Source organism: Butyrivibrio sp. NC2007, assembly GCF_000421405.1.
Lineage (GTDB): Bacteria > Bacillota > Clostridia > Lachnospirales > Lachnospiraceae > Butyrivibrio.
The window spans coordinates 32638-50384 of sequence record NZ_ATWY01000006.1 but is presented as its reverse complement, the minus strand read 5'-3'; the positions used below and the strand labels follow the sequence as shown (position 1 = coordinate 50384).

Below are 17747 nucleotides of genomic sequence, written 5' to 3'. Positions count from 1 at the left end.
TTTGTGATGTACTTTCGGCCGCATAATTCCCCACACATGAAAAATGAGTCAAACTGAAACGTCCCCGGTGACTCAAAATGAGTCAATGGGGACGTTTCAGTTTGACTCACAAGAATTTGCACGAATACTTCAGATGGCTTAAACTAGTGGAAGTGATATTAGTTGGGGATTGGATGTTAGATGCTATTTAATTCTTATAGTTTTATTTTGTTATTCTTGCCGCTGTTTGTGATCTTGTTTTACGTTGCAAGAAATGCGGCTAATAAAAATCAGAAGTATAGGGATGTGTGTAAATGGATCATTATCATTGCATCTCTGGTTTTTTATGCTCCTTTTGGGGTGAGAAATTTTGCGGTATTGGCAGCAAGTGTTGCTGTGAATGGGGTACTGGCAAGGCTCTTAGCAAAAGAAAGGCTGAACATAGACAGGAAAACAGATGCAGATGTAAGAACTAATCCAGGTACTTCTAGAAGCAAGATGATTCTTGTGATTGCTCTTCTGGCTAATATCGTTTCTCTGCTTTTCTTCAAGTTCTCGGGATTGTTCTTCCCAGTAGCTGTCAGCTTCTATACTTTTAATCAGATCTCTTATGTTGTTGATATGTATAAGGGAGAGATTGAGGACTTCAGCTTGGTCGACTATCTGGCGTACATATTGTTCTTCCCTAAGATTCTTCAAGGACCACTTATGGGGTACGGTGAGTTTAGCAAGAAGCTAGATGAGGCTATTGGTACGGAACCAGCAATAGACTACGACCTCCTCCTCAGAGCACTTTTCCTCTTTTCCATGGGACTTTTCAAGAAAGTCATCCTCGCGGACACATTTGGCAAAGCAGTAGATTTCGGCTTTGATGCCGTAGCAGGACTTGGAAGCCTTGAAGCTATTCTTGTTGCAATATTCTATTCATTCCAGTTGTACTTTGATTTCAGCGGATACTGTGACATGGCATCTGCTGTGTGCATGATGATCGGTTTTGACTTGCCACTGAATTTTGATTCACCGTACAAAGCGGTCAATATCCTTGATTTTTGGAAGAGATGGCATATTTCTCTGACCAAATTTTTTACCAAATATATTTACATTCCGCTTGGCGGAAATCGCAAGGGCATGGCGAGAATGTATGTTAATCTCATGATAGTGTTCCTGGTAAGTGGCTTGTGGCACGGGAATGGCTGGAACTTCATTGTGTGGGGGGCTATGCATGGCATTCTGTACGTCATCACAAGAATGGTGCGTGGCAAGAAAGAAGATAAGCCTTCAGTACCTGTGCGTGTAGTGAAGACTCTTTTAACATTTGTGTATGTGACCTTGGCTTGGGTGTTCTTCAGGGCGAGCAGCATAAGTCAGGCGATAGAACTGATCACGCGTATGTTTGTTGGAGGAAGTAAGAGAATTGCAACTCAGTTATCAGCCTGCTTCCAGCTCGATGAAATCTGGTATGTGATAAAGGTCACACCTATCATGAAGCTCACATTCGCGTGGGAGAGCTGCATGTGGCTGTTCCTGATCGTGGCGGTGGTCATCATTTTCTTTTCCCAAAATGCGATTAGCATTGCTAAGAGTTGTAAGATTGGCGTGAAGACAACTGTTGCGACTGCGATACTTCTTGTGTGGAGCATCATCAGTCTTGCGGGAGTGAGCACATTCCTGTATATGAATTTCTAAATATCAAGTTTGTTGATTGGTAGATTATGAATAATAGTAATAGTCAGAAGAAACTGAATAAACTGTTCTGGGGCCTGATAGCTTTTGTTGTGCTGGCGCTGGCGCTGGTGGCTGCTCTTGTGGTGTATGTGGATCCTTTCTTTCATTACCATACTCCGCTAAAGGGTTTTCCTTATGTTGTTGACAACCAGCTTTCCCAGAATCCTGGCATGGCTGTGAACATGGATTACAACGGATGTATCATCGGCTCGTCTATGACGGTCAATTTCGACACTGATGATTTCAAGGAATTACTTGGATACGACACAGTGAAGCTCAGCTACAGCGGCGCTTATCCCAAGGACGATTACAATATCCTCTCAATTGTGTTTGATGAGTCGAGTCATGCAAGGCACACGCAGCCTATGGGAGCGGTGTTCTTTGCGATGGATATCCCGACCATGACGGCAGATACTGAGGAGACCAAGTATCCGCTGCCCGAGCATCTCTATGATGACAATATCTTCAATGATGTGAAGTATGTCCTGAACAAAGACGTGCTGTTCCAATATATCTTCAGGCCGGTTATTCAGGGCAAAGGTTCGGACCTTTCTGAGATTTATGCAAGCTGGTGGACCCCGGATTATTACAACATTCAGTGGGTCATGCACACCTATGAGGAGCCGGAGAAGTCAGATGTTGTCTATACTGCAGATGATGTTCTGCCAATGACTCAGGCGAATCTGGAAAAAAATATTTTGCCTTTCGTTGAGGAAAATCCTGACACGCAGTTCTATTTCTTTTTCCCACCTTACAGCATTCTGTATTGGCATAACCTGAAACAGGAGGGATTCTATGAGGCGGCCTTTGCGCAGTATCAGTATGTTGCTGACAGGCTCCTTGAGTACGACAATGTTCATCTCTTCTATTTTCAGACCATGGACGAGGTGACGGACCTCAACAACTACGCGGATTATTCTCATTACAAACCCGAGATCAACAGATATATGGTAGAATGTTTTAGTGACGATTCTCACCGCATTACTTCTTCTGAGCAGATGGCAAAAGAGCTGACGAAGATGCGGGAGATTGTAGAGAGCTTTGATTATGAAGAGCTCTTTTCACAAGATTGGTAAATAAAAAGGACGGAAGATTATGAGCAAAACAGAAGATCAGAATAAAGAAAATCAGGGTATTCCCAAGTGGGCGTTTGTCGCTGTGCTTGGAGTAATCCTGGCGGTTATAGTGTTCTCAGTGGTTAAGCTGTGGATCTGGAATCAGGGAACGGCTGAGACAGAGGGCGTTGTCGAGGGCGACTTCTCGGTTGAGGTCATGGATCAGATATTCCTGCTGCCTGAAGATAAGAAGGCTATGCACGAGGATGACGGGCAGGAGACGATTCTTTTCCTGGGAAATGATATCCTGACTTACTACAGCAATGAAGAGGGTGTGGTTGAGCAGATCGGAAGCAAGCTCGGCGCAAACTGTATCAATGCAGGTTTCCCGGCTTCTACCGTGGCGCTTAAGAATGCTGAATATACTGATGACTATGCGCTGGATGCCTTCAGTTTCGTAAACGTGGCCAAGGCCATTGCAAATCGTGACTTCTCACAGATGGCTTCTGCAGCGCAGAAATTTGAAGATTCAAATTATGATAATCATACTGAGACGCTTGAGGCGCTTGATATGAACAGTGTTGATACACTTGTGATCTTCTATGATGCGCAGGATTATATCAATCTGCGAATCGGAATGAATCCTGACAATGATTCCGATCCGCTGACTTACAGCGGCGCTTTGAATGCAGGGATAAAGACTATTCAGGAAGCATATCCGTTCATAAGGATTGTATGTATGTCTTTTCCTATGTGCTATGCGTATGACAATACCGGATCGCTGGTTAACGGCGATATGTACGATTTCGGAAACGGAAGGCTCACAACATATCTTCAGTTTATGATCGATGTGTCAGGGGCAACCGGAGTGTCTTTTGTCGACAACTACTACGGAACTATCCACGAGGACAACAGTTCAGAGTGGCTTCTTGATAACATTCATGTGAATGCTGCATGTAACAAGCATATGGCAGAGCATTTCGCAAAAGTAATCTATGGCGTGGAGTAAGTTGGTTAATGAATTCTGAGAGTAAAAAAGGAATCAGAAAACTGGATATAGTTATGCTGCAGTTCTCGGTGATGGTCTACTCACTGTCGACAGTTGCGGGGAACATGGCGTCCAAGCACGAGTTTCTGAGCCCGGGATATATATTGTTCTTTGGGCTGGATTTCTGCATTCTGGGTGTTTATGCCATATTATGGCAGCAGATAATAAAGAGGTTTCAGCTTTCGGTAGCGTATGCTAATAAGGCTATGACGCTGCTGTGGTCAATGGTGTGGAATTTCCTGATCTTCAGTCAGGGGATTACCGTTAAGAAAGTTATCGGAGTCCTTGTGGTAATGGCCGGCGTAATTGTGATGAATATGGGGGAGGGCAAAGATGCTTAACATTTTCATGCTCGTAATGATCTTTGGCGAACTCCTGGCATCAATTTCGCAGGTGCTTCTGAAAAAGAGTGCGCAGAAGGAATATCCAAGCAGGATCAGGGAATATCTGAATGTCCTGGTGATCGGGGGATATGGGCTTTTGGTTGTGTCCATGTTTGTGGGGATTCTCTGCTACAAACATCTGGGATACATGGGAACTGTTATCATGGAGCCTGTTGCCTATATTCTTGTTATGATCCTGTCTCGCGTTGTGTTTGGGGAAAAGTTTACCGGGAACAAGCTTATTGGAATGGGGCTTATTATTACCGGAATTGTTATTTTTTATCTGTGATCTGATTTGCGAAAAATTTGGGAGAGTAAAGGTATATGTTGCTTCAAACAACAACTATAGTTTTTCTTTTGGTCATGGTTTTTCTTTTCAGGATTTCTCCTGGGAAAATTCGTAAGTATGTATTGTTAATAGGGAGTGTGGCGTTTATCTACAGCGAAGGTGGCGTAAGTGGGCTGGCTGTGCTGGCGGTTATTACGCTGATGACTTGGCTGGTTGGGCTGGCTATGGGAAGCGCTCATGACTCCAAAACAGTACTAATGACGGTCAGTATCGCTTTATTGGCGCTGATCTTGTTTGGATGGAAATATGTTCCGTGGATGATGGGACGGTTCGGGAACGGTGAGAGTAGCATGGGTGCGCTGGCTGCGATGCCGATTGGCCTTTCGTTTTACACTTTCCAGGCGATCAGTTATATTGCGGACCTGTATATGGGAAGATTGGTTGAGCCTGAGAGGAATCCCTTTAAGTTTGCGCTTTACATGATGTGGTTCCCTAAGTGGATGAGCGGTCCTATTGAGAGGGCAGGGGAGTTCTTCGAGCAGATCGAGGAAAGCAGCAGGGCGAAGATATTTGACCTGGACAGATTCATTCGTTGTATGTCTTATCTGGTCTGGGGACTTTTTATGAAGCTGGTTATTGCTGACAGGCTTGGTGTTGTGGTGGATGCTGTGTATGCGGATATGGCATCTTGCGGATTCCTGACCATGATGCTGGCGTCGGTTCTTTATACAATTCAGATTTATTGCGACTTTGCGGGTTATACCAACAGCATGATTGGTATTTCAGGGCTGTTTGGGATTGAGCTGACTCAGAACTTCAAAACGCCTTATCTGGCGCAGTCTACCACTGAGTTCTGGCGCAGGTGGCATATTTCTCTCAGTAACTTCCTCAAAGATTATATCTATATTCCGCTGGGCGGAAATCGCAAGGGCGAAGGCAGGAAGATGATCAACACTCTTGTGGTGTTTATTGTGTGCGGACTTTGGCACGGAGCCGGACTTTCATTCCTTGTTTGGGGCCTGCTTCATGGGCTGTTCAATATCTGTGCGGGGCTTTGTAAGAAGGCGAAGCTTAAGTTTGCGATACAGGGAATTTCGGGCCAGGTAATTACATTCTGTCTTGTGTCTTTTGCCTGGATATTCTTCAGAGCTAATGGCCTTGCTGAGGCGCTCAGGTTCGTCGGTGGCATGATCCCGGGAGTTAATTCGCTATCGCCTTTGGCGGGAATGGCGGTCGCGGATAAGATGATGTTGGGGATTTCTACCATGGAGTGGTGGGTCGCTGTACTGGCCGTGGCTTTGATGGTGGTCATGGATGTTCATGCCTGGATGAAAAAGAGTGTGCTGCCGGAGGTTGTTGCTGTGGAATGGGGCGATATTGCGCGCTCGATATTCCTTGTGGTGATCGCTCTGGTGGTTTTGGTGTTTGGAAAATACGGCTCAGGTGAAGCAATCAGAAGCTTCATGTACATGAGTTTTTAAGGGAGGGAAATGTTTTTTATGAAAAAGATAATTGCGACAATTCTCTCTATAGTTGTGTTGGCGGTTGCGCTATGGGGCGCGGATTTCGTGCTCAAAGACAGGACGGATCACGGCGTTAAGCAGTGTCTTGCCATGTATGAGCAGCCTAAGGATTCTATTGATGTTGTTATGCTGGGCTCCAGCCATGTGCATTATGGTGTTAATACGGCTAAGCTTTGGGAGGAGTATGGGATTTCGGCCTTTGACTTTTCGTCGGCTGAGCAGCCTTTGTGGATTTCGTATTATTACCTGAAGGAGCTGTGCAAGACTCAGAAGCCCAAGGTTGTGGTGCTGGATTTCTTTACGCCGGCGGCATTTCAGGATGAATACAAGTACAAGTACACTCACCTGGCAGATTCGATGAATGGGTTTAAGTTTGGGGTGAACAAGCTCAAAATGATGTGGGCGAGTTTTGATGGAGAGAAGGAAAACTGGAACAAGTATTTTCCGGGATTCTTTGGCTATCATGACAGGTATGATGCGCTGGAAGATGAGGATATTGAGGAATTTAAATATGATTATGTGAACTTCAAGGGATTTACGCCTTATTTTCAGATGAATCCTGTTTCGGCGCCGAGTATCAATCCCAGCGAGGTTCTGGCGCCATCCGATAAGTCGGTGGAGTACCTTCAGGAGATTGTGGATTATACCAAGGCTAACGGGATTGAGCTGTACTTGACCATTGTGCCTTATCATGTCAATGAAGAGCAGGTTATGGATCAGATCCAGGCTGAGGATCTTAGGTATAATTGGCTTGTGCAGTATGTGGCCCAGCAGAACGAGGCCGGAAATACGCATGTTTACTATGATTACACTGTGCAGCATTACTGGGATATCGGGATTGACTTTGAGAGTGGTCAGGATACCTATGACGGGTCACATTTGAATTATTACGGAGCTACGAAGTTCTCACACTATCTTGGCGAGCAGCTAAGGAATCTGTATGGCGAGGAAGTGCTTCCTGATCATCGCGGGGATGAGTATTACAAGTCCTGGGATGTGAATGCGGAGGAGATGAGGAAGGTTGTTGAAGAGAACGGATTTGAGTGGAGGTAATTGATTGATTAAGCGCCATGGGCCTTGGTTGGGGCTGTGGCGTTTTTTCTATTTGGGGAGACTTTATTGTGGAGTTGTGATGCTGTGGGGTTAGACTTTATGACTTCTTGGTTGCTACTGCATCACAAGAGGCTGTATCAGGTGTTGTTGGTTGGATTTACTTTTTGAAAAGCATCACAAAAATTGTTATATGAAAAAATAGTTGGAAATTACAAAACTTTTTTACCCGGAGGATTTCTAAAATTTCATGCCTAACGCTGTAGCTACATCACAGCACTCGGCTCAACGGTACGTTGTGATGTAGTTTTTTGCCTATATCTTTGCTCGGCTTCAAAACCTTTTTTGAAATTTCCAACTAATTTTTATATGGAAGTGAGTTGTGGGGTGGTCGGAATAACGTTTCCAACCATGTGAACAATACTGAGGAGTTGTGATGCACGGCAAGCTGAAAATGAGTGCAATTGACCGCAATTGACTACTTTGGTTGTTAGAATGGTTAATAAATGGTAAAATCTTCATAAGTATTGTGTTTTTTTCTTGATATATACAATATATTGTGAGATGATTTTACTCGTTTGATGTGCCTTGTGGGGAAGTATAGAAGGCATTCATATTTGAGGAGAGAAAGTATGAAAAGAAGTCTTAAGTTATTTAATAAAATTGGAAAGAAGCCTCGCCGAAGACAGGACGTCAAGGATTACGACGAGGAGTTCGAAGAGGACTACTACGAAGACGAGGAATACGACGAAGAATTTGAAGAAGAATACGGTGATGAGGACTACCGTGACGATGATGAAGATTATCGTGATGAGGATTATCCGGAAGATGATTATCCAGAGGAAGATTATCCCGAGGACAGGTCGTACAGCAGAGAGAAGCATGGCGACTTCGATCAGGAGTTAAGGGAAGATGATGACTTCGATGTGGATACAAATCGCAAGAGATATGAGGATGAGTATCCTGAAGAAGACAAGTATTCTGAGGAAGAAGAATATCCTGAAGAGGATGAGTATCCTGAAGATGTAGTAGCTGAGGATAGTAATGTGGTTCCATTCCCCGTTAAGGCTGAGTCAGAGCCTGAGGATGACTACAGTGATGAAGATTACTTTGAAGAGGAATCGTATGAAACTGATTCGAAGTATGAAGACAGTAGCTATTCTGAAGAAGCTAAGTATCGCGACGAGCTAGAAGATGCGGAAGATGGCGCAGATTATCGTGATGAAGTAGACTACGAAGATGAAGATTATGACCCGGAGTTCGAAGAAGACTACGGCGATCAGGTAGAAGGCCGTTACAAAGATGAAGATGATTATCCTGATGAAGAGGATGATCGTTATGAGGATGAGGACGACTATCCTGAAGACGACATAGATGATCGCTACGACGATGAACGCGACTACCGCGACGCAGAAGACTACGATAGATACGAAGAAGAGTACGACGAAGATTACGGCAGATATGATGAAGACTACCGTGACGACGAGGATGATTACTACGCTGCAGCTGCCGTAGCACGTGGTGGAAGAGGCGGACGCGATAGCGGAAGGTCTTCTCGTGCTTCAAAAGCTGACAAGAAATCGGGTCGTGACAAAAAAGACAGAGATCGCAGAAGACGCGGTGGATCAGGTGCCGGAGCCAAGATAATTGAATTTGTTAAGAATACCTCTTTTGCAGAGCGCGCAGCGGCTATTGTAGCTATTCTTCTCGTGATTGGTGGTCTTATAACCATGTCATTCTACAGAGATGCTCTGGGAAGGACTGCTGAGATCAATTCCTTTGCTGAGGTTGGAGCCGGAATGCAGTTCGATGATGTTATTGGTTCGACAGGTCTTTTGGCAGTGGCAGATGCAGAGCGTGCAAGAGCCATGACAGCAGGCATCGTCATGGAGGAAGAAGAGGAAGAAGAGGAAGAGGTCGCCGACGATGCACAGGGAGTTACCATTAAGATGACTCTCACTACCATCAAGAGCGACATGAAGATAAAGTTCATCAACTCGGAGACTAACAAGCTCGTTGCAAACGTGCCTTTCACAGTTGATGTTGTTACTCCTGACGGAACAAAAGTAACTTACGATGATCACGACAAGGACGGAATCATCTACAAGAATAACCTGACAGCCGGCAAGTACAAGGTTACACCTAACGCACTGCCTTCTGAATTCAGCAACTATGCTCTTGAACTTGGAACCCAGTCCTTGACCATCAAGGACACAGTCGAGACTAAGGTTGTCGATGTCAGCAACGAGATCAAGAAAGAGTCTCAGGTCAATGCGGCAAAAGAGGATACGGCGGTCCAGGAAGTTGTTGAGTCAGCGCTTACTGATACGGTTGAGTGGGTTGATTCAAACCAGGGAAGTACAAGTTCTGGCAGTGGCAATTATAACTATGAGCAGATAAATAAAGATACAATTGCTGATCCAAGTACAAGCTCAATGATTCCTACAGGAACAATCAGAAGACTTTCAGCTTCCAGGGGAAGAACAGAAGGTGCTTCCACAGATGCATCAACTGAGGGTTCGACAGTTGCAGGTGCCGGAAGAACCGGAGATGACACCAATCCTGATGATGCCGGAAACAACGGATCCGGCGAAGGTGGCAGCCAGGATTCAGGCAGTGGTTCATCTTCAGGAGATGGCGTTTCAACAGATGCTTCCGTAGAAACACCTAAGGATATGACTGTTTCTATATCAAGTTCAAGCCTCGAAGTAGGACAGACAGCCAATATCTCTGTTTCAGGTCCAAGCTCTTTTACCTGCACATCAAGTGATGAGGCGGTAGCTACTGTGTCAAACGATGGAACAGTAACTGCCAAGGGCGAAGGCAGCGCAACCATTACGGTTAAGGCTGATGGCTACAACAATGGCAGCGTTAGCGTTTCTGTTAAGAAGGCTGAAGTTGTGCTCAAGGACATGACACTCAGCAGCACAAACATAAACATGAAGGTCGGGGAAAAGACAAAGCTCACAGCCACAGGTCCTTCATCAGTTACATTTAGGTCAAGCGCAGACAACATCGCAGCAGTTGGCAGCGACGGAACAATCGAGGCTAAGGCAGAAGGCAAGGCTACGATCACTGTTACAGCTGATGGATACAAGGATGCAACAGCAACAGTAAATGTAGCAAAGGCAGATGAAAAGCTCATCACCTTCACATCAAGCCCATCACCGTTTAGCATTGCGAAAGATGCAACCGGCAAGCTCACTGTTTCAGGAATTGATGCAAATGCTGTTACATTCAAGAGTTCCGATGAAAAGATTGCAACAGTTGCTAAGGATGGAACAGTAAAGGGTGTTGCGGAAGGTAAGGCAACAATCACTATTTCTGCATCGGGATACAAGGACGCAACAATAGAAGTTACCGTAACCAAGAACAGCGACAAGACGGTTGAGATGAATGCGACCAAGGTTACTCTTGTTCAGGGAAGAACCTTTAAGCTTGCTCCTAAGGATGCAGGCAAGAAGGTGACATATTCATCTGCAAAGAGCGATATTGCATCAGTTGGCGGTGATGGAACAATTACCGGTGTTGGTGCAGGTAGCGCAACAATTACCTTTAAGTGCGACGGCTACAAGGACGGAACTGTAGAAGTAACAGTCATCAGCAAGACTACAGTCCTCAAGGACAAGAACGGAAACACCGTTTATGTGAAGAACGCCAACGGCGATTATGTTGAGGCGACTTACGACGATTACTACAAGGGGTCAACCTTCTATCTCAGAAAAGAGAAATCAGGCCCTGACGTTAAGCAGGGATGGTGGACCATCGATGGCAAGACTTACTACTTTGACAAGAATGGTAACTACGTAACCGGTGAGCAGGTCATCAAGGGTGCCAAGTACACATTCGGCAGCGATGGAGCTCTTTCATCTTCATCAGGAACGCTGGGAATTGACGTCAGCAAGTGGAATGGAAACATTGACTGGAATAAGGTTAAGAACAACGGTGTTAACTTTGTAATCATCCGCTGCGGATACAGAGGATCTTCAGCAGGTGCGCTCATCGAGGATCCTAAGTTCAGAGCAAATATCAAAGGCGCTCAGGCAGCAGGACTCAGAGTTGGTGTTTACTTCTTCTCACAGGCGGTCAACGAAGTTGAAGCCGTAGAGGAAGCGTCCATGTGCATCAACCTTTGCAAGGGTTACAGCCTCAGCTTCCCTATCTACATCGACGTTGAGGGAAGTAACGGCCGTGGTGACACCATCAGCGCAAGCCAGCGTACAGCCAATATCAAGGCTTTCTGCGGAACCATTCAAAGCGCAGGCTACAGGGCAGGTGTTTACTCCAACAAGACCTGGTTTACCAAGAACATCAATACTGCTTCATTGACAAACTACAAGATCTGGCTTGCTCAGTACGCAGCTAATGTTAGTTACACTGCGACTCGTTACGATATGTGGCAGTACACATCAAAGGGATCTGTTTCCGGAATTTCCGGAAATGTTGATATGAACATTCTCTATAACTGATTTGTTTTGATGGTGCAATGGATAAATGATTTAAAGGACAGGAGCCTTAGCTTAGGGCTCCTGTCTTTTTAATTGTGAGTCATTGGGGACGTTTCAGTTTGACTCAAAATGAGACAAACTGAAACGTCCCCGGTGACTCACACATCACAAGGCTTTAAATATTAGCCTGATGGTTGGAGTTGATTTTTTAAAAGCATCACAAAAAATCCTATATGAAAAATTAGTTGGAAATTACAAATTTTTTTTCGGGCCGGGGAAACTGAAATTTCATGCCTAGCTCTTTTCCTGCCCCACAAGTACCGGCCTACGGGTCTCTTGTTATGTACTTTCCCGCAAGTATAAGCAGATGGCCACAAAATCCTTTTTGCAATTTCCAACTATTTTTTGTATAGACGGGAGTTGTGGGGTGGTCGATAAACCGTTTCCAACCAGTGTTAATTATATAGGCGCTTGTGATGCAAATCCGTCGCCGGCAATCAACCACTTCTACTTATCCCTTCTGTGTGGTATACTTATTTAGTTAAATTATGCTTTTTTCTAGGAAAGGAATAGAGATGAGAACTTATTTAGTTACCGGAGGTGCCGGATTTATCGGCTCCAACTACATTCATTACATGTTCAAAAAGTATGACAACGAGATTCGCATCATCAACGTGGATGTCCTGACTTACGCAGGAAACCTTGAGAACCTTCGCGATGTTGAGAACCGCGACAACTATACATTCATAAGGGCAGACATCTGCGACCGCGATGCGATCAACAAGATATTTGAGAAGAACGACATCGACAGAGTTGTTCACTTTGCTGCAGAGAGCCATGTTGACAGATCAATCGTTAACCCTGAGGTTTTCGTTCAGACCAACGTTCTTGGAACAGCGACAATGCTTAACGCTGCCAAGAAAGCTTGGGAACTTCCCGATGGCTCTTTTAAAGAGGGCAAGAAGTTCCTCCACGTTTCAACTGATGAGGTTTATGGATCACTCGATGATGACCCTAATGCATACTTCTATGAGACAACTCCATACTCACCTCACAGCCCATATTCAGCAAGTAAGGCCAGCTCAGACATGCTGGTTAAGGCATACATGGACACTTACAAGTTCCCTGCCAACATAACCAACTGCTCCAACAACTACGGACCTTACCAGTTCCCGGAGAAGCTCATTCCGCTCATCATCAACAACGCTCTTGCGGGAAAAGACCTTCCGGTTTACGGCGATGGTAAGAACGTCCGCGACTGGTTATATGTTGAAGATCACGCCAAGGCCATCGACATGGTTCAGGAAAAGGGCAGACTCTTCGAAACCTACAACGTAGGCGGACACAACGAGAAGCAGAACATCGAGATCGTTAAGACAATCATCGACACACTGAAAGAGGAGCTTGATGACTCAGATCCTCGCAAGGCACATCTTTCTTACGACCTCATCAAGTATGTAACAGACAGAAAGGGCCACGATCGCCGCTATGCTATCGCGCCTGACAAGATCAAGGCAGAGATTGGCTGGGAGCCTGAGACAATGTTCGCAGAGGGCATCAAGAAGACCATCAAGTGGTACTTCGAGAACACAGAATGGATGGAGCACGTTACATCCGGTGATTACGAGAAGTATTATTCAAAGATGTATGACAACAGGTAATAATACAAACTGAAATATTTGGAGGGATTCATCCATGAAAGGAATTATCTTAGCAGGTGGTAGCGGAACTCGTCTCTATCCGCTCACAAGGGCCATGAGCAAGCAGATGATGCCTGTTTACGACAAGCCCATGATTTATTATCCGCTTTCAACTCTGATGCTCGCAGGCATCAGGGAAGTACTTATAATCTCAACTCCAAGAGATCTTCCTGTATTTGAGGAGCTCTTTGGTGACGGAAGCCAGCTTGGCATGAAGTTCTCATACGCAGTTCAGGAGAAGCCCAGAGGACTTGCAGATGCCTTCATCATTGGTGCTGAATTTATCGGAAAAGACTCTGTGGCACTGGTGCTGGGTGACAATATCTTTTACGGTCAGAGCTTCTCTAAACTTCTTAGAGAAGTTGCATCAAGGGAAAAAGGCGCAACCATCTTTGGTTACTATGTAAGAGATCCAAGAGCTTACGGCGTTGTTGAGTTTGACGAGAACGGAAAGGCCATCAGCATCGAGGAGAAGCCTGAGAATCCTAAGAGTAACTACGCAGTTCCCGGACTTTACTTCTACGACAACAAGGTTGTCGAGATCGCCGAGAACGTTAAGCCTTCAGCAAGAGGCGAGATAGAGATAACAAGTATCAACAACGAGTATCTTAGAAGAGGAGAGCTTCGCGTTGAGACCATGGGACGCGGCTTTGCATGGCTCGACACCGGCAACCACGACTCACTTCTTGATGCATCAGACTTCGTATGCGCATTCCAGAAGAGACAGGGACTTTACATTTCCTGCATCGAGGAGATTGCTTACAAGCGCGGATTCATTGACAAGAATCAGCTCCTTGCACTTGCTGAGCCTCTTATGAAGACAGACTACGGCAAATACTTAGTGGAAGTAGCTAACGGGCTGTAACTAATGTTTTTGGGGGAGCGTTATGGACACAAGAGTTTTCAGAATGGCGATACTTACCATCCTAAGCGCCTTCATTCTGGTGCTGGTGATCGTATACGCCACTAACACAGACAAGATCAACAGCCTGTTCGGCTGGGGGCAAAAGACACAGACGGCCACCGAAGCTGCTACTGAAGAAACCACTGAGGAAGAGGTCATCTACGGCGATCAGATCGGCGACAGTTTAAACGCCTTTCTTCTTGATGATGATTTCTTTGATGAGACCGAGAAGATCCCATCAGTAGTGGTGATCAAGAAATCAGATGCCAGCACAGATGAGGGGAGCGCAGAAAGCTCTTTTGCCGAAGGAGAAGATAGACCAGGCACAGGAATGGCAGTTGTGGGTGAGCTCACAAACCCAAGCCTGGAGGGTGCTGCGGATTCATCGGGATACCTTACGAGCCTTCCTGATGCACCGGCGGGCGGCTACGGACAGTACATCCCGGCAGATCAGACAATAACCGGAACTCCGGTTGGACAACCATAAAATTTATTTAGGAGAGTATTAAAGCAATGGGTAAGATAACAGTTGAAACATGCGAAATTGAAGGACTTAAGGTCATCACACCTAAGGTATTCGGCGATAACAGAGGATACTTTATGGAGACCTACAACAAGAATGATTTCGTGGAGGCAGGCATCGATTGCGAGTTCGTTCAGGACAATCAGTCAGCCAGCACAAAGGGCGTGCTTCGCGGCCTTCATTTCCAGACAGAGCATCCGCAGGACAAGCTTGTTCGCTGCATAAACGGTGAGGTTTTCGACGTGGCAGTGGATCTGCGCAAAGGTTCAAAGACCTATGGAAAGTGGTTCGGAGTTAAGCTCACAGCTGAGAACAAGAAGCAGTTCTTCATCCCTAAGGGATTTGCTCATGGATTTTTGGTGCTCTCAGATTACGCAGAGTTCGCATATAAATGCTCAGATTTCTATCACCCGGAGGGCGAGGGCGGAATAAAGTGGGATGACCCGGACGTTGGGGTTGAGTGGCCAATCACTGATGACATGAAGCTTAATCTTTCCGAGAGAGATACTAAGTGGGGAGGAATTAAGGAGCTTTGATTTCTGCAAAAAAGAAACCGACCAAGGTGGTAGCCTTGGCGGTTTTCTACACATTGGCGCTTGCTTTGGCGCTGATACTTATCTTGCATAATAACCCGCTTGAGGATCCGCACACCGCGATGCTGAAAAAGATCTGCGGATGTATTCTCATCGCTGTCGGCAGCATTTTGGTCTTTGCCTGGTACGACAGGCTCACGGTCCTTCCCGTGGAGCTCTGGAATTCCAGAAACCTCATTAAGCGCCTTGCCATCAACGATTTCAAGAAGAGATACGCTGGATCCTACATGGGTATAGTGTGGGCACTGGCTCAGCCGGTGGTCACTGTTTGTATGTATTATATTGTGTTCGACGTTGTCTTTACGGCCAAGGCCCAGGCGGTTTCCGGGGGCGTGGAAGTTCCCTACGTTCTGTTCCTTACTGCCGGTCTCGTGCCCTGGTTCTACTTCTCCGAGGCTCTGACCAACGGAACAACGTCTCTTTTAGAGTACAACTATCTGGTTAAAAAGGTACTCTTCAAAATCAGTATCCTGCCCATTATCAAGATCATCGCAGCAATGTTCATCCATATCTTCTTCATTGGAGTTATGATGATCATCGCCTGCATTTACGGTTATTATCCGAATGTTTACTGGCTCCAGCTGATCTACTACATCGGCTGCGAGTTTATTCTGGTGCTCTCAATCAGCTACGCAACCTGTGCTATCGTGGTGTTCTTCAGGGATCTTTTGCAGATCATCTCAATTGGGCTGCAGCTCTTCCAGTGGGCAACGCCGATTCTGTGGAACATCGAGATCGTGCCTGATAAGTACAAGTGGCTGGTTAAGCTCAATCCCATGACATATATTGTTGAGGGATTCAGGAACTCGATCTATGGAGATACATGGTTCTTTGAGCACTTCTATTCATCGACGTATTTCTGGCTCTTTGTGGTGGCTTCGTTCTGCCTCGGAGCGCTGATATTTAAGAGAAGTAAGACACATTTCGCAGACGTGTTATGATACTAGGGATTCAAAGTCACAATAAATCTTGCACTTGTGTAAGATTTATTGTGACCTTGAAGACCGAACAAACATAAGGAAAAAAGATATGCGAAATGAAATGAGCATATTGATTTCCGCATGTTTGTAGGATTGTGAGAGCGCTTTTTGCGAAGCAATCCGTAGTATCATAACTAAATTTCAGGGATTCATATATGGAAAAAGACACAGCGATTGAGGTCAAGAACCTCACGAAAATTTACAAACTATATGACAAGCCAATTGACCGCCTGAAAGACTCTCTTGGCCTTGCGCGCAAGAACAGGTACAAGGAGCATCTGGCCCTTAACAACGTGAACCTCACGGTCAAAAAGGGCGAGACTGTCGGCATCATCGGAACCAACGGCTCAGGAAAGAGTACCATCCTCAAGATCATTACAGGAGTTCTTTCGCCGTCATCCGGTGAAGTTAACGTAGACGGCCACATCTCAGCACTTCTTGAGCTGGGCGCCGGCTTTAACATGGAATACAACGGAATCGATAACATATATTTGAACGGCATGATGATCGGCTTCTCGGAGGAGGAGATCACCAAGCGTCTTGATGCGATTCTTGAGTTCGCAGACATTGGCGACTACGTTTATCAGCCGGTCAAGACCTACTCCAGCGGTATGTTTGTCCGCCTGGCTTTTGCAGTAGCTATCAACATTGACCCGGAGATACTCATTGTCGATGAGGCCCTCTCAGTAGGAGACGTGTTCTTCCAGGCCAAGTGTTATCACAAGTTCGAGGAGTTCAAGAAGCAGGGTAAGACCATCCTCTTCGTATCCCATGACCTCTCCAGCATCAGCAAGTACTGCGACAGAGCAGTGCTCCTTAATCAGGGAGTGCTCCTGGGCGAGGGAACTCCCAAGAAGATGATCGATATTTACAAGCAGGTTCTTGTAGGTCAGTATCCGCTGCCAAGCGCAGGCGATACGGAGAATCTCCTGGATGATGAGCAGATCCGCGAGGCAGCAGCAAGCGCATCTGACAAGGCAGACAACAAAGTCAAAGCAGGCAATACCGGCAAGTCTGAGACCGACAACAAGAATTCTGCCAAACAAGATTCGAGCAACACTGCAACAAATGACAAGAATCCCGCCGCCAACCCCGACACCCTCGAGTACGGCGACGGCGCAGCAAACATAGAAGAATACTACGTAACCGACGACCGCGGAACGCGCACCAATTCCATCATCAAAGGAAGCGAGTTCACCGTTCACATGAAGGTTCGCTTTAAGCAGACAGTGGCAGCGCCCATCTTTGCCTTCACATTCAAGAACATCATGGGTATCGAGATCACAGGAACCAACTCCATGGTGGAGAAGGCTTTCCTTGACCCGGTAGAAGCAGGAGATGTAAAAGAAATCTCTTTTACCCAGAAAATGACACTTCAGGGCGGCGAGTACCTCATCAGCTTCGGAGTTACAGGCTTTGAGCAGAACGACTTCACGGTCTACCACCGCCTCTACGATGCGCTGAACATCACTGTTGTCTCCGACAAGAACACAGTTGGTTACTACGACATGGAATCAAAATGCGTTGTACAGGACGCTAAGGAATAA

General features: G+C 45.8%; 14 protein-coding genes. All 14 read left to right on the top strand.

What is annotated here, in order from left to right; translation table 11 throughout:
* Nucleotides 1-357 precede the first annotated feature (357 nt).
* The 14 genes from G632_RS19030 (at nucleotide 358) to G632_RS0106285 (ending at nucleotide 17747) form a co-directional block, all read left to right on the top strand.
* Nucleotides 358-1665, top strand: a complete 1308-nt coding sequence (locus G632_RS19030; RefSeq protein ID WP_196802272.1) for an MBOAT family O-acyltransferase — start codon at nucleotides 358-360, stop codon at nucleotides 1663-1665.
* A 26-nt stretch (nucleotides 1666-1691) separates the two neighbouring features.
* Entirely contained in the window at nucleotides 1692-2780 is a 1089-nt protein-coding gene (locus G632_RS0106350) for a hypothetical protein (protein WP_022768185.1), read from the top strand.
* 19 nt (nucleotides 2781-2799) lie between these two features.
* Entirely contained in the window at nucleotides 2800-3768 is a 969-nt protein-coding gene (locus G632_RS0106345) for an SGNH/GDSL hydrolase family protein (protein ID WP_022768184.1), read from the top strand.
* Nucleotides 3769-3776: 8 nt separating this feature from the next.
* Nucleotides 3777-4148 (top strand): transporter, encoded by a 372-nt coding sequence (locus G632_RS0106340; protein ID WP_022768183.1) that lies wholly within the window; start codon nucleotides 3777-3779, stop codon nucleotides 4146-4148.
* Complete coding sequence (locus G632_RS0106335; RefSeq protein WP_022768182.1) at nucleotides 4141-4479, top strand: multidrug ABC transporter; 339 nt, start codon at nucleotides 4141-4143, stop codon at nucleotides 4477-4479. The genes G632_RS0106340 and G632_RS0106335 overlap by 8 nt, the downstream gene beginning before the upstream one ends.
* A gap of 35 nt (nucleotides 4480-4514) precedes the next feature.
* Nucleotides 4515-5960 (top strand): MBOAT family O-acyltransferase, encoded by a 1446-nt coding sequence (locus G632_RS0106330; protein WP_022768181.1) that lies wholly within the window; start codon nucleotides 4515-4517, stop codon nucleotides 5958-5960.
* Nucleotides 5961-5978: 18 nt separating this feature from the next.
* Entirely contained in the window at nucleotides 5979-7055 is a 1077-nt protein-coding gene (locus G632_RS0106325) for a hypothetical protein (RefSeq protein ID WP_155828851.1), read from the top strand.
* A gap of 629 nt (nucleotides 7056-7684) precedes the next feature.
* Nucleotides 7685-11521, top strand: coding sequence for a GH25 family lysozyme (locus tag G632_RS21000; RefSeq protein ID WP_051154883.1), 3837 nt, complete (start codon nucleotides 7685-7687; stop codon nucleotides 11519-11521).
* Between the two features lie 554 nt (nucleotides 11522-12075).
* Nucleotides 12076-13161, top strand: coding sequence for a dTDP-glucose 4,6-dehydratase (rfbB, locus tag G632_RS0106310; protein WP_022768179.1), 1086 nt, complete (start codon nucleotides 12076-12078; stop codon nucleotides 13159-13161).
* Between the two features lie 34 nt (nucleotides 13162-13195).
* Nucleotides 13196-14065: a glucose-1-phosphate thymidylyltransferase RfbA gene (gene rfbA, locus G632_RS0106305; protein ID WP_022768178.1), complete on the top strand. Its 870-nt coding sequence runs from the start codon at nucleotides 13196-13198 to the stop codon at nucleotides 14063-14065.
* Nucleotides 14066-14087: 22 nt separating this feature from the next.
* The gene (locus tag G632_RS0106300) at nucleotides 14088-14591 is read left to right on the top strand and encodes a hypothetical protein (protein ID WP_022768177.1); all 504 of its coding nucleotides are present in this window, start codon (nucleotides 14088-14090) and stop codon (nucleotides 14589-14591) included.
* 26 nt (nucleotides 14592-14617) lie between these two features.
* Entirely contained in the window at nucleotides 14618-15163 is a 546-nt protein-coding gene (gene rfbC, locus G632_RS0106295) for a dTDP-4-dehydrorhamnose 3,5-epimerase (protein ID WP_022768176.1), read from the top strand.
* Nucleotides 15160-16161: an ABC transporter permease gene (locus G632_RS0106290; RefSeq protein ID WP_081647083.1), complete on the top strand. Its 1002-nt coding sequence runs from the start codon at nucleotides 15160-15162 to the stop codon at nucleotides 16159-16161. Before rfbC ends, G632_RS0106290 begins: the two co-directional genes overlap by 4 nt.
* Nucleotides 16162-16355: 194 nt before the next feature.
* Entirely contained in the window at nucleotides 16356-17747 is a 1392-nt protein-coding gene (locus G632_RS0106285; RefSeq protein ID WP_022768175.1) for an ABC transporter ATP-binding protein, read from the top strand.

What these genes read in the sequence shown, in the direction of transcription:
- G632_RS0106350 (WP_022768185.1), top strand. Translation starts at nt 1,692, where the DNA reads ATGAATAATAGTAATAGTCAGAAGAAACTGAATAAACTGTTCTGGGGC.
- G632_RS0106345 (WP_022768184.1), top strand. Translation starts at nt 2,800, where the DNA reads ATGAGCAAAACAGAAGATCAGAATAAAGAAAATCAGGGTATTCCCAAG.
- G632_RS0106340 (WP_022768183.1), top strand. Translation starts at nt 3,777, where the DNA reads ATGAATTCTGAGAGTAAAAAAGGAATCAGAAAACTGGATATAGTTATG.
- G632_RS0106335 (WP_022768182.1), top strand. Translation starts at nt 4,141, where the DNA reads ATGCTTAACATTTTCATGCTCGTAATGATCTTTGGCGAACTCCTGGCA.
- G632_RS0106330 (WP_022768181.1), top strand. Translation starts at nt 4,515, where the DNA reads ATGTTGCTTCAAACAACAACTATAGTTTTTCTTTTGGTCATGGTTTTT.
- G632_RS0106325 (WP_155828851.1), top strand. Translation starts at nt 5,979, where the DNA reads ATGAAAAAGATAATTGCGACAATTCTCTCTATAGTTGTGTTGGCGGTT.
- G632_RS21000 (WP_051154883.1), top strand. Translation starts at nt 7,685, where the DNA reads ATGAAAAGAAGTCTTAAGTTATTTAATAAAATTGGAAAGAAGCCTCGC.
- rfbB (WP_022768179.1), top strand. Translation starts at nt 12,076, where the DNA reads ATGAGAACTTATTTAGTTACCGGAGGTGCCGGATTTATCGGCTCCAAC.
- rfbA (WP_022768178.1), top strand. Translation starts at nt 13,196, where the DNA reads ATGAAAGGAATTATCTTAGCAGGTGGTAGCGGAACTCGTCTCTATCCG.
- G632_RS0106300 (WP_022768177.1), top strand. Translation starts at nt 14,088, where the DNA reads ATGGACACAAGAGTTTTCAGAATGGCGATACTTACCATCCTAAGCGCC.
- rfbC (WP_022768176.1), top strand. Translation starts at nt 14,618, where the DNA reads ATGGGTAAGATAACAGTTGAAACATGCGAAATTGAAGGACTTAAGGTC.
- G632_RS0106285 (WP_022768175.1), top strand. Translation starts at nt 16,356, where the DNA reads ATGGAAAAAGACACAGCGATTGAGGTCAAGAACCTCACGAAAATTTAC.